The sequence below is a fragment of the Roseibium sp. R5 genome (assembly GCF_055755305.1).
This window is the reverse complement of record NZ_CM146910.1, coordinates 545,817-559,141: the sequence shown is the minus strand read 5'-3', so window position 1 is coordinate 559,141 and position 13,325 is coordinate 545,817. Positions and strand designations below refer to the sequence as shown.

Below are 13,325 nucleotides of genomic sequence, written 5' to 3'. Positions count from 1 at the left end.
CGGCGAGGATCTGATGCGCTTCTCACTTATCTGCGTTGGCCGCATGAAGGCTGGTGCGGACAAAGATCTTTTCGACCGGTACATGGACAGGGCGCGCAAGTCTGGCCGCGCGCTCGGAATTACCAATGTCGGTCTTTCAGAAATGCAGGAAAGCCGCGCTCAGCGTGCCGAAGATCGCAAGGCTGATGAAGCACGTGCGATTTTAGCGTCTCTACCGGCTGGCGCAAAGCTGATCGTGCTGGACGAAAACGGCAAGAGCCTGTCCAGCCCAGCCTTTTCGGAGCGGTTGGAGAAGTGGAAGGATGACGGCGCGCCCGACATCGTTTTTGCCATCGGTGGTGCCGATGGGCATGGTCAAGAGGTTTTGGCCCGCGCCGATTTGAAACTGGCGTTAGGGGCGATGACCTGGCCGCACCAAATTGCCCGCATTCTTCTTGCGGAACAGATTTACCGGGCGATCACGATCCAGTCCGGCCATCCTTATCATCGCGTTTGATCATCAGATCCTCGATCATAAAACAGAGCGCCAGCATATCGCCGCATTCTGCCGATAGTGCTCATCATGCTGCGAGTGGTGGATAAGGGCGCGGTGTTAACGGTTTGGCCACTACGGTAAACACTTCGTTAACGCCATGCCGGTATCGCAGATCGTATGGCGTATTGGAGATCGCGCGACTTGAGATCAGATCCGGGCAGGGGAACTAGAAAACGGCGGTGGAAGAAAGCTGGTCAGCCGGCACTTCTCAGCGGCCTTTTTGCCTGTGCGTTTCTGTGGCCAGTGCCAGGGTACGTCACCGAGACGGTAGATCCGTCCGAGGTTGCGGTCAGCTCACCGGAAATTGAAGCTGCGATTGAGAAAAAGGCGAAGCGCGAACAGGAGCTCGCCGCGCTTACGTCAGACATCACTGTCTCGTCGGATCGGCAAGCGGCGATTGCCCGAGAAATCCAGTCCCTTGACCGGGACCGCGACACCCTCAATGCAAAGATCATCAACACAGCGGACACAATTCGCGGGCTTGAAACAGAGCTGACGGACACCGAACGTCGGCTGCGCAGTCTCGGCGAGAATGAAGACGCTGTTCGCTTGTCCTTGATCGCGCGCCGCGATGTCCTAGCTGAAGTGTTGGCGGCGCTTCAACGTATTGGCCGCCGGCCGCCACCAGCATTGGCAGTTCGCCCAAGTGACGCTCTTTCGGCGGTTCGCAGCGCGATTCTCTTGAATGCGGTCATGCCGGAATTGCGGGTGGAAACGGAGGCCTTGGCCGCTGATTTGGAGGAGCTTCAGCGCTTGAAGACAGTCATCGCAAATGAGGAACGCCGGCTTCGCGGTGATGCCATGCGATTGGCTGAGGAAAAGTCACGGCTGGAACTTCTCTTGCGCGCCAAAAGGCTGGAACATACTGAAACGGTCCGTAGCCTTGAGGATGAAAAGCGCCGTGCAGCAGAATTGGCGGCAAGGGCAGGTTCGCTCAAGGAATTGATTGCAGACTTGGAGTCCGAGATCGAAAGCGCCCGGGAAGCCGCTGAGAAATCCCGGCAGGCTGCTTTGGATCAAAACCGGACGCCGCGAGATAACGATCCGTTTTCGGATCCTGGTCGTCTGGCACCTGCGATTGCTTTTGAGGACGCCAGGGGACGGCTTCCTCAACCCGTATCCGGCACTGTGCTGAAGGATTACGGTCAAGAAGATGAGTTTGGCGGTGTGACTGAAGGCCAGTCAATCGCCACACGCCCCGGATCGAATGTCACATCGCCAGCAGATGGATGGGTGGTGTATTCTGGTCCCTTCAGGTCGTATGGCCAGCTCTTGATCCTGAACACAGGTGACGGCTACCATGTGCTCCTGGCCGGAATGGACCGGATCGATGCGGAGCTCGGACAATTTGTTTTGGCCGGAGAACCGGTCGGTGTAATGGGCGCGACCCAATGGGCAAGCGCATCAACATTCGGTATGGGCTCGACCCAGCCGATATTATATGTTGAATTTCGGAAGGACGGCCGTGCGGTCGATCCCACACCATGGTGGGCGCGCACAGAAGAAGAAAAGGCTCGCGGATGATACGGAAAGCTTCCTTGCTGCTGGCAGGTGCCCTTTTGGGGGCCGCGGCTGTGACAACCTTGTCCCAAATGCCATTCCATGTGTCAGGCGCAGCAAATGCTGCAGCCACCGATACATATCGGCAGCTGAACCTATTTGGGGATGTGTTTGAACGGGTCCGCTCGGATTATGTTGAAGTTCCTGATGATGCACAGCTGATCGAAAGCGCCATCAATGGCATGCTGACGTCGCTGGACCCGCACTCCAGTTACATGTCACCCAAAAGCTTCCGCGATATGCAGGTGCAGACCCGCGGTGAGTTCGGCGGTCTGGGTATCGAAGTGACCATGGAAGATGGTTTGGTGAAGGTCGTTTCTCCGATCGACGAAACACCTGCGGCCAAGGCCGGTGTATTGGCGGGTGACTTGATCACTTATATCGACGGCGAACAGGTTCAGGGTCTGACCCTCAACGAAGCTGTTGAAAGAATGCGTGGCCCGGTCAACACGGATATCGTGGTCACCATCCGCCGCGAAGGTCAGACACAACCGCTCGATATCACGATCACCCGCGACATCATCCGCATCCGGTCCGTCCGCTGGCGGGAAGAGGATGATGTTGGCTATGTTCGTGTAACGCAGTTCAACGAGCAAACCTTCGACGGTTTGAAAAAAGGACTTGAGGAAACCGCCAAAAACATTGGCGACGACAAGCTCAAGGGTTTCGTGATTGATCTGCGGAACAATCCGGGCGGCCTTTTGGACCAGGCAATTGCCGTGTCCGACGCGTTTCTTGATCGTGGTGAAATCGTATCCACTAGAGGCCGGGAAGCAGATGAAACCCAGCGCTACAATGCGCGCGCCGGTGACCTCACCGACGGCAAACCTGTCATCATACTGGTCAATGGCGGCTCCGCGTCAGCGTCTGAAATTGTTGCGGGTGCTTTGCAAGATCACCGCCGGGCAACAATTCTCGGAACGCGCTCCTTCGGGAAAGGCTCCGTACAGACGATCATTCCGCTGGGTGCCAATGGTGCAATCCGCTTGACCACGGCGCGCTACTACACGCCATCAGGAAATTCGATCCAGGCCAAGGGTATTGTCCCGGACATCGAAGCGCTTCAGGAACTTCCAGAAGAACTCGTTGGCCGTGTTGAAACCCGCGGTGAGGCAGGTCTTCGCGGCCACCTTGAAGCCGAGGGTGAAGAACAGTCTGGAAGCCAAGCTTACATTCCGCCGGATTCGGAAGACGACACACAGTTGAACCTGGCGCTTGATCTTCTGCGTGGCGTTCAGGTGAACAGCGCGTTCCCACCGATTGCTGACACAGCGTCGGTTCCGAAAAACTAAAACTCCAAGGTGCGCCAGCCACGGCGCACCTTTTCCACTCGTTCTGCGTATCCAAAAACAATGATCATGCCGGCGTGTTGCCGGCGTAAAGGCACTGGACGATATGTCGAGCGAAGATCTCACAGCTCCCTTAGGAATGGGAAAGCGGCGGCTTGTCAGGCTGCCGTTTGGCCTCATTGGCGCAGGATTGATAAGTGTCGTCTTAACAACGGCGCTTATTTGGATCCTGGTGGTAGACGATCCGTATGGCGGAGAACCGTTTGCTGTCTTGCCACTTGATGAGGTTGTTGAAGGGATCACATCCCAGGACATCGAGGTCGTCGAGATCCGTCCGACGGTGGGCGATGATCTAGGCCCAAATCTCCGCCAACAGTCTAGCGGTGACTACCTTGGTCCGCGTTATGAAATGATCATCCGCCCCGACGGATTGGGGCTGGACGCGCCAGTGACCGGATTGGCAATCAATCCAGATCCACGAGTGAGCGAACGCTCGGACTACGGCTTCTTGCCGATGGTCAGCGACGCTGGTGTGCGACCACTTGATGCTTACGCGCGACCAATCCAAACGCAATTTACGTCTATTCCAAAAATTGCCGTCGTTGTTACCGGGCTTGGGCTGAGCGAAACAGGTACGCAAAACGCGATCGACAGTCTTCCGGCGGATGTGACTTTCGCGCTGGCACCTTATGGCTCGGATCTGGATCTCTGGATGCAACAGGCCCGGATGAAAGGGCACGAGCTGCTTCTCCAGCTGCCGTTGGAACCATTTGATTTCCCCGACAACGATCCCGGTCCGCATACGCTTCTTGTCAGCCTTCAACCGGCCGAGCTCCTGGACCGCCTCGCGTTTTTGCTGACCCGAGCCACAAACTATGTCGGCGTGATTGGCGAAATGGGAGCCCGCTTCTCATCGACCCGTCCGTCCATGCAGTACCTTCTGGAAAAACTTGAATCCCGAGGTCTCATGTTTGTCGACAACGGCACGACCTCGCGCAGCATCGCTGACGAGGTCGCAGGCGAACTCAGAATGCCGTTCAGCGGCGTTGATGTCGTGCTTGATGAAGTGCCGCGGGAAAGCAATATCGATGCAAATCTTTTGCAGCTTGAGAGCGTTGCCCGTGCACGCGGATATGCTGTGGCTGCCGGGTCGGCGCTGCCCGTCACCGTCCGGCAACTGCAGGAATGGGTGCAGGATCTCGAGCAACGCGGCTTGCAGCTGGTTCCAGTCAGTGCGACCATCGATCGCGACGAATAATATACACGGCAGCGTCGCATCCACGGTTTTCTTTTGCGTATTGAGTGAGGTTTCTGGTGACAAAACTGGATCTTGGACCGGGTTATCCTGAAAGCGTGGATGGCCTGCCCTACCGCCCCTGTGTTGGGATCATGCTGATCAATCGGGTCGGGAAGGTCTGGGTCGGTAGCCGGTCATCGGAGGCCAACAAAAATGGCTACGATTACAAGTGGCAGATGCCCCAAGGCGGGATCGATGCCGGTGAAACGCCGGAAAAGGCCGCCAGGCGGGAACTCTATGAAGAAACATCCATTCAGTCGGTGACGCTGTTGGAAGAAGCGCCGGAGTGGTTCGCCTATGACTACCCGGGCGAGATTGCCCGTTCGAGCCGGAAGGGCAAATACCGGGGGCAGGCCCAGCGCTGGCTTGCCTATCGCTTTGAAGGATCAGATGACGAGATCAATATCTTGACCCCGCCCGATGGTCATTCAGCCGAGTTTGAGGAATGGCGCTGGGAAGATGTATCCCGGCTGCCGGAATTGATCGTCCCCTTCAAACGCCCGGTTTACGAGAAGGTTGTCGCCGCCTTTTCGCATCTGACGATATAAACTCAGAGCCCATGTTTTCGTCGGGTCTGTTGTTCCAAAGCGTCAGCTTTGGGATCGCGCTTGTCGTTTTTCAAACAGACAGGCCTGAGTTCGCTGGATAACATCCGGCCAACGAAATCATTCTGGGAGTAAACGCCAATGTCTTTCGGCAAGGGGCTTTCACGCAAGCCGTCCCAGCCAAAAGGGCGTCAATTGGAGGATGCGGCACTTACAGAAGTGCAGGCGCTGCTTGGAGATGAGCCGCGCCGCCGCGATCTGTTGATTGAACATCTGCACAAAATCCAAGATGCATATGGGTGTCTGGAGGCGCGGCATCTGCGTGCGCTGGCAGAGGAAATGCGTCTTTCTCAGGCCGAGGTCTATGAAGTCGCGAGCTTCTACCACCACTTCGACATTGTCCGCGAAGGCGAGGCAAAACCGGCACCGGTGACTGTCCGTGTATGCGACAGCATCACGTGTTCTCTCAAAGGCGCGGATGCCTTGGCGGCAGCTCTGGAAAGTGGTGTGGACCCGAGCAAAGTCCGGATACAGAAGGTGCCCTGCATCGGCCGGTGCGCAGCTGCCCCGGCCGCTCAAGTGGGCAAGCGGGCGGTCGATCATGCAAACGAGATGTCTGTCCGCTCTCTGCTGTTTGAAGGAACAGTTACGCCGGAGATCCCGCAATACACCGGCTTTGAGGCCTATCGTGCATCGGGCGGTTACAAGGTTCTGGAGCGTGTCAGATCTGGCGATCTGACCGCTGAATCCGTGGCCGATCTTGTACTGGCTGCGGGTCTGCGTGGTCTGGGTGGTGCAGGCTTTCCGACCGGTACCAAGTGGAAGATTGTCCACGATCTTCCGGGACCGAAATACCTGACGATAAATGGTGACGAAGGCGAGCCGGGGACGTTCAAGGACCGGTATCACCTGGAGAGCGATCCGCACCGTCTCCTTGAAGGTGCTCTTGTTGCTGCCCATGCGATTTCCGCTGATCGGATCTATCTCTACATGCGAGACGAGTACCCTGCCGTTCTGGAGATTTTGAACACGGAAATCGAGGCGCTGCGGTCAGCTGGTATCATCACAACGATCGATATCGAGATTCGCCGGGGAGCTGGCGCGTATATTTGCGGCGAAGAAAGCGCAATGATCGAGTCGATCGAAGGCAAGCGTGGTTTGCCCCGTCATCGCCCGCCGTTCATTGCTCAAGTCGGTTTGTTTGGCCGCCCAACTCTCAACCACAATATCGAGACGCTCTTCTGGATCCGCGACATTGTCGAAAAAGGGCCGGACTGGTTTGCCGAGCAAGGACTTAGGGGGCACAAGGGTTTCCGGTCTTTCTCGGTATCAGGCCGTGTCAGGGAGCCGGGTGTGAAACTGGCTCCGGCCGGAATCACCATGAACGAGCTGCTTGAAGAGTATTGCGGGGGTATGGAAGACGGCCACAGCTTCAAGGGCTATCTGCCGGGTGGCGCATCCGGTGGCATCCTGCCGGCTTCGCTCGCAGATGAACCGCTTGATTTCGGCACGCTCGACAAGCACGGCTGCTTCATTGGCAGCCACGCGATTGTCGTCTTTTCCGATCTGGATGACATGCGCGATGCGGCCCTCAACTTGATGCGGTTCTTCAAGCATGAGAGCTGCGGTCAGTGCACACCGTGCCGGTCTGGCACTGAAAAAATGGAAAAGTTGCTCGCTGAGGGCGACTGGGATCAGGACAAGATTGCTGATCTGGACGCAGTCATGCGTTCAGCGTCCATTTGTGGTCTTGGACAAGCCGCCAGCAACCCTGTGGCGTCGGTGCAAAAATTCTTCTCTGAGGAGTTTGAAGTATGAGCAACATCACCTTCTCTCTCGACGGGAAAACCGTAATAGCGGAAGACGGCGAAACCATTTGGCAAGTGGCGAAACGCGAAGGCGTCGCCATTCCGCATCTCTGTCACAAGGACGCGCCGGGATACCGATCGGACGGAAACTGTCGGGCCTGTATGGTGGATATCGAGGGCGAGCGCACACTGGCGGCCTCCTGTATCCGCACGCCGTCAGAAGGGATGGTTGTCCAGACGGCCACGGAGCGCGCGTCCAAGGCGCGCGAGATGGTGTTCGAGCTTCTCGCCTCTGACCAACCGAGCCGCGATCATCACCCGGACCCGGAGAGCGATTTCTTCAAATGGTCCGATGCGATTGGTGTCACCTCCAGCCGTTTCGCACCGTGCGAAAAGCCGGCTCAGGATGTGTCCCATCCCGCAATTGCCGTGAATCTCGACGCTTGTATCGCCTGTAATTTGTGCGAACGAGCCTGTCGGGAAGTCCAGGTGAACGACGTTATCGGAATGGCGGATCGCGGGTCCCACACGGCTCCGGTCTTTGACCTTGCCGACCCCATGGGCCTGTCCACCTGTGTGGCCTGCGGTGAGTGCGTTTCGGCTTGTCCGACCGGCGCACTGATGGAAAAGAGTCTTCTCGATGCAGCCGCAAAGACCCGGGAAGTCTATGCAGATGAAACCATAGACAGTGTCTGCCCGTTCTGCGGTGTGGGCTGTCTGACATCTGTTTCCGTGAAAGACGGCAGGGTCGTGAGCGTTGAAGGCCGCGATGGCCCGGCCAACGAAAACCGGTTGTGCGTCAAAGGCCGCTTCGGTTTTGATTATGTATCAAGCCCTGAGCGACTGACTAAACCGCTGATCCGCCGAGACGATGCGCCGAAAGATGCGGGCATCTCTCTGACCCTCGACAACTATCTCGAGGTCTTCCGCGAAGCGACCTGGGACGAGGCGCTAGATCTGGCGGCAAATGGCCTGAAAGCGACGTTTGAGACCAAGGGCGGTGCGGGTATTGCCGGGTTCGGGTCTGCAAAAGGTTCTAATGAAGAGGCTTACCTCTTTCAGAAATTGATCCGTCAGGGGTTTCAGACGAACAACGTTGACCACTGCACCCGGCTTTGTCATGCCTCGTCTGTTGCCGCGCTCATGGAAGGCATCGGCTCCGGGGCCGTCACTGCACCGTTCAACGCGGCAGAAGATGCTGATTGCATGATTGTGATCGGTGCGCGGCCCGAACAGAACCACCCAGTCGCCGCGACCTACATCAAGCAGGCAGCAAAGAACGGCACCAAGCTGATCGTCATGGATCCGCGCGGGCAGGGGCTGATGCGCCACGCCGATTACGGGCTCAAGTTCAAGCCCGGGACGGACGTTGCCATGCTCAACGCCATCTTGAACGTTATCGTGACCGAAAGGCTCTATGACGAGCAGTATATTGCGGCGCATGTGGATGGCTTTGAAGCTCTGAAGGAAAAGATCCAGGACTTCACCCCGGAAGCCATGGAACCGGTTTGCGGCATTGATGCCGGCACCTTGCGCGACGTTGCCCGTCTTTACGCAACCAGCCCGCGTTCGATCATCTACTGGGGCATGGGTGTTTCCCAGCACGTTCATGGCACTGACAATGTACGCTGCCTGATCGCCATGGCACTGACGACTGGCCAGATCGGCCGTCCGGGGACCGGCCTTCATCCGCTGCGCGGCCAGAACAATGTGCAAGGCGCCTCCGACGCGGGCCTCATCCCGATGGTTTTCCCGGACTACCGGTCCGTCGAAAATGTTGACATCCGGGCAGAATATGAAGATGCCTGGGGGCGTACGCTTGACCCAGTTCGCGGTCTTACCGTCGTCGAGATCATGGACGATATCCTGGCTGGCGGCATTGAGGCCATGTACATCCAGGGCGAAAATCCGGCTATGTCCGATCCGGACCAGAACCATGCACGAAAGGCCCTTTCAAGCCTGAAGCATCTGGTGGTTCAGGACATCTTTTTGACCGAAACCGCCTGGCATGCGGATGTGATCCTACCGGCCTCCGCTCATGCGGAAAAGCTCGGCACCTACACCAACACCAACCGCCAGGTTCAAATCGGCCGGCCTTGTGTCCCGATGCCGGGCGAAGCGCGCGCAGATTGGGAGCTGATTATTGCAATCGCCAACCGGCTGGGGCTCGATTGGTCCTATGACGGCGTGCCAGCGATCTACGAGGAAATGCGCTCCCACATGGCGTCCATCCAGAACATTTCCTGGGAGCGTCTGGAGCGCGATGGCACTGTGACCTATCCAGCAGACAGCCCGGACAAGCCCGGCAACGAGATCCTGTTCGGTCAGTCGTTCCCGACGGCTGATGGCCGGGGCAAGATCGTGCCAACCGACCTGGTCCCGCCGGATGAAACGCCGGATGAGGACTTCCCTATGGTCCTGACCACCGGACGGATGCTGGAGCATTGGCATACCGGTGCGATGACCCGCCGGGCGGCAGTTCTGGATGCGATCGAACCGGAACCGGTTGTTTCGATGAACCCGCGCGACATCAAGCTCCAAGGCCTGGAGATTGGTCAGCAGGTGACTGTGGAAACACGCCGGGGGGCGATCACGCTGACACTTCGAGCGGACCGTGACGTGTCGACTGGGATGATGTTCGTGCCCTTCTGTTTTTATGAGGCGCCGGCGAACTTCCTCACAAATCCGCAGCTCGATCCGTTCGGCAAGATTCCGGAGTTCAAGTTCTGCGCGGCCCGGATTTCAGCCGCCGAACACCAGGAAGCTGCGGAATAGATCTCCTGATCATTAGATAAAAAAAGGGCGGCCCAGCGGCCGCCCTTTTCGTTTCTGCGTTTCCCGAAGTCTTAGTTTGCCTTGACCTGAACGTTCAAGAGGTCCGGCAGAGTTTGAGGCGCCGCCAAGCTGCCGACAATTTGCGCCAGCGGGACAGGTGCTTGCGGCTTGAGGCTCAAAGTGATCTCGCCTGGATTTTCGAGAAACTTTGAAACCGCTGATCGAACCATCTCGGTGAAAGCAGCATTTTGGATTGGCGCCGTCATTTCGGCTGCCTGCTCCGTCAGAGCCTCGCGGAACACATTGACCGGTATGTTCTGGTCATTGGCGATGTGAGCGAGACCGTTCTCGGTAACACCGTCGTCGACAAACCGGATGCGGGCGTCGATGAACTGGGCAACGATCAATGCCATCTGACCTTGGCCTTCGGGATCTTCAAAAAGCTGCTTCGGGACATTGCCGAACCGCGCGGAAGCCTCCGCCCGTCCAACCCCTTCCATTTCGAAAGTAAGCCGTTCGAGGTTGAGTTCCTTTGTGGCTTCGTCCCAATAAAGACGCGTTTCATCAGACCAGATGATCTCGGAGATCCCGAGCGCATCCAAAAATGTTTCCACTTCCGGATCGCCCAAAGCCTTCACAGGGATCTGAATGCCGTCGTTCTTGGCATAATAACTTGTAGGGATGGGCGGCACCGTTGAAGACATCCGCATTTCAGCACGGTTCACACTGGTGACACCAGCATCCGGCACGGCGACCTTAAGCCCCTCCACTTCATACGAAATGGACCGCGGCATGAACGCCCGAAGGACGTCCAAAGGGTTCTCCTCGCCATAATCGGGATTGTCGACCAACGTTGCGATCATGCTTTCCATCGGAGCAAAGTCGGCGAACTCAATATCGCCAAGTGCAGCCCATTCCAGAGACATGGCTGCACCCTCGGGCAGGTCTGGGGCGGCAATACCAACAAGCATCATTTCCCCGATGCCATCAGAACTGACATTTGTCAGTGCGGCCTCCTTGATGGTCACCTTTGCAGGTGTGTCCACGCCTGCTTGCTCTATGCTGACGTCAATTCCGGAAACACGCGCGTCTGCGATCGCAAAGGAGCGGTAGATCTGGAAAACATTGGTGATGATGTCGACAGGCTCCGGCAATTCTCCGGCAATCATCTTGTCCATCAGATCGAGGAAATCATTTTCGCGTTTCACGAAGGTCAGATCATCCGTCGAACTCCGGTCGATCTTGAAGGCAATCGTCGTCCCGTCGCCCAGATCCTGCCGAGTGGCATAATCAACTGCCGAGGCCGTCCGGATAACCGTAACTTCATCACCGGTCTCCGGAACATCCGGATCGAGCAGCGCAATCAGGGCGTTTGCATCCATGTCCTCATAGACAGTCTTTCCCTGGGACGTGGTTTGAGTAAGTGTCTGCCCGCTGGTCTCATCTCGGGTTTCGAGGGTCTGGGTCATCTGATCGAGCGAATAACGTGCGATCTTTCCGTCGACCGCCCCGGCCATGAGATACCCGTCCAGTTGAACGGTTCCAGACATGACTTGGGCTTCGTTACCGTCTTCGTCTGCATATGCTTCCAGCGTCATGGCTGTCGTATCGACCCGAACCTCATCATAGGAAGCTTGCAGGAGGGTTTTGAAAAACGGCAACCATCGGCTGGCTTGACTACCCGGATCTTCGGCAGGCAGCTCGGGTATGGTGAAGCTGTAGTTTTCAGCTTTTGCTCCCGACATCCGTGCGTCCGCCAAAAAACGGCCTTCACCGTCAATGCTGGCTGATATGGTGAGGCTAGTGTCGTCTGAGTATGACCACCGGCCCGCGGAGAAAACGTTGTTGTCTTCGCTCAAACCTTCAATTGTCACCGTGCCCGCTGACAAGGACAGGTCGTAGGAAAGGCTTGTGTTTTCGGACGCATCTGCGTCAGCGTCATCACCGTCAAATCCCTCGGCAGGAAGATCTGTAATAACGCCTTTGAAACCGAGACTGGCGCCCGAGATCGTGAGTGTATCTGTGGTGCCGTCATAGTTGATTGCACCGTCCTCAACGGTAAACCCAAGATCCTTCAGGCCGGCAATATAAGCGTTATAAGCTTCGAGCCCGGTCGTTTGCGCGCTGGCACTTCCAGGCACAATCGCAAGAGCGAAACCGACCGAAAGCACGGTGGTTTTCATGGGTGCCAGAAAGGCGGGGCGGGGGCATTTGAAGTGAGGACTGGAAAAATACAACATCTTGGCTCCGGTATCCGGGATAGAGGTCCGGCATATCCGAGGAAAAATACCCCTTGCCGTGATGACCTTTCAATAAACTATAGACCATTCTCACGAGAAGATGGCCCAAAGCTGGCGATCACTTTTTTATCCTTGCTTCTGCCACTCGCTGCGGACTTCGGCGCTGGTTTCGGAAGGGAGCGCAGCATGACTCTTTTGTTTGAACATGTCAGTTGGAACAAGTTGGCGCCAGGCCCAGACCGCTGTGCCACGCACAGTTTCATCCGGATCATCCAGTAGCTGCTCAACAGAGTGTACGAGATCCGGTTTTCCGGAATTCCCAGCTGCAATCAGAACATTGCGCAGGAACCGGTTTCGGCCAATCCGTTTGATCGGAGATCCGGAAAAAAGTTTCCGGAACGCTGGGTCGTCCAATTTCAACAAGTCGGCGAGCCGGGGAGACTTCAAATCCTCCCGGGCCACCAGTTTTGCCTCGCTTGCCGCTTGAGCGAATTTGTTCCAGGGACAGGCCGCCAGGCAATCGTCACAACCATAAATCCTGTTGCCGATGGGTTTTCGAAATTCATCTGGAATGGGACCGGCATGCTCGATGGTGAGATAGGAAATGCACCGCCGCGCATCCAGCTGGTAAGGCGCCGGGAAGGCATCTGTCGGACAAGCATCGAGGCACGCCTTGCAGGACCCGCAGTGATCGGTCTCCGCGCTGCTTTCCGGCAATTGAAGTGTCGTAAAGATAGAGCCGAGGAAGAACCAAGAACCGAGCTCCCGAGAAACCAGATTGGTGTGTTTTCCTTGCCAGCCAAGCCCGGCCGCCTGACCCAAAGGTTTTTCCATGACGGGCGCTGTATCGACGAACACCCTCACATCTCCGCCCGCACGCGAAATCAGAAAACTGGCAAGTTCCTTAAGGCGCCCTTTGATGATGTCGTGATAATCGCGGTGCCGTGCGTAAACAGAGACGCCGCCAGCACCTTTGTCGCTCAGATGCGCCAGTGGATGGTTCTCCGGGGCATCGTCAGGACCATAGTTCATGGCCAGCATGATGACGGAATTCACCTCGGACCAAAGCGCTTTCGGCGCCGCTCTGCGTTCGGCAGTTTCGGCCATCCAGCTCATCGAGCCGTGATAGTTTTTTTCAAGAAACGTATTCAGCCGGTCTCTTGCGTCCGGAATACTGTCCGCGGCTGCAATGTTTAAGGCATCAAAGCCGAGTGCGGTTGCCTTTGCTTGGAGCGCTGCAACAAGTTTTTTCGTCTTGGTGTCCAAGGCAGGCCCC

At 56.9% G+C, this 13,325-nt stretch carries 9 protein-coding genes; 7 read left to right on the top strand and 2 right to left on the bottom strand.

Annotated elements, in window-relative coordinates; all coding sequences use genetic code 11:
• Window positions 1-13 precede the first annotated feature (13 nt).
• From rlmH to fdhF, 7 genes are all read left to right on the top strand, one after another.
• Entirely contained in the window at window positions 14-496 is a 483-nt protein-coding gene (gene rlmH / locus AC0J4F_RS02605) for a 23S rRNA (pseudouridine(1915)-N(3))-methyltransferase RlmH (RefSeq protein WP_133948983.1), read from the top strand.
• A gap of 180 nt (window positions 497-676) precedes the next feature.
• Entirely contained in the window at window positions 677-2,059 is a 1,383-nt protein-coding gene (locus AC0J4F_RS02600) for a murein hydrolase activator EnvC family protein (protein ID WP_473025332.1), read from the top strand.
• Window positions 2,056-3,387 carry a S41 family peptidase gene (locus AC0J4F_RS02595; RefSeq protein WP_473025331.1) on the top strand — a complete coding sequence of 444 codons (1,332 nt, stop codon included), beginning with the start codon at window positions 2,056-2,058 and terminating at the stop codon, window positions 3,385-3,387. The genes AC0J4F_RS02600 and AC0J4F_RS02595 overlap by 4 nt, the downstream gene beginning before the upstream one ends.
• Before the next feature lie 103 nt (window positions 3,388-3,490).
• Window positions 3,491-4,642 carry a divergent polysaccharide deacetylase family protein gene (locus AC0J4F_RS02590; RefSeq protein WP_473025330.1) on the top strand — a complete coding sequence of 384 codons (1,152 nt, stop codon included), beginning with the start codon at window positions 3,491-3,493 and terminating at the stop codon, window positions 4,640-4,642.
• A 56-nt stretch (window positions 4,643-4,698) separates the two neighbouring features.
• A complete protein-coding gene (locus AC0J4F_RS02585; RefSeq protein WP_473025329.1) occupies window positions 4,699-5,229 on the top strand; it encodes an RNA pyrophosphohydrolase in 531 nt (176 codons plus the stop codon).
• Between the two features lie 138 nt (window positions 5,230-5,367).
• On the top strand, window positions 5,368-7,044 hold the full coding sequence (locus tag AC0J4F_RS02580; protein WP_473025328.1) for an NAD(P)H-dependent oxidoreductase subunit E: 1,677 nt from the start codon (window positions 5,368-5,370) through the stop codon (window positions 7,042-7,044).
• Window positions 7,041-9,809, top strand: coding sequence for a formate dehydrogenase subunit alpha (fdhF, locus tag AC0J4F_RS02575; protein WP_473025327.1), 2,769 nt, complete (start codon window positions 7,041-7,043; stop codon window positions 9,807-9,809). Before AC0J4F_RS02580 ends, fdhF begins: the two co-directional genes overlap by 4 nt.
• Before the next feature lie 71 nt (window positions 9,810-9,880).
• Here fdhF and AC0J4F_RS02570 read toward each other — a convergent pair whose 3' ends face one another.
• Both AC0J4F_RS02570 and queG read right to left on the bottom strand, forming a co-directional pair.
• A complete protein-coding gene (locus AC0J4F_RS02570; protein WP_473025326.1) occupies window positions 9,881-11,992 on the bottom strand; it encodes a hypothetical protein in 2,112 nt (703 codons plus the stop codon).
• A gap of 183 nt (window positions 11,993-12,175) precedes the next feature.
• Entirely contained in the window at window positions 12,176-13,315 is a 1,140-nt protein-coding gene (gene queG / locus AC0J4F_RS02565; RefSeq protein WP_473025325.1) for a tRNA epoxyqueuosine(34) reductase QueG, read from the bottom strand.
• Between the last annotated feature and the right edge of the window lie 10 nt (window positions 13,316-13,325).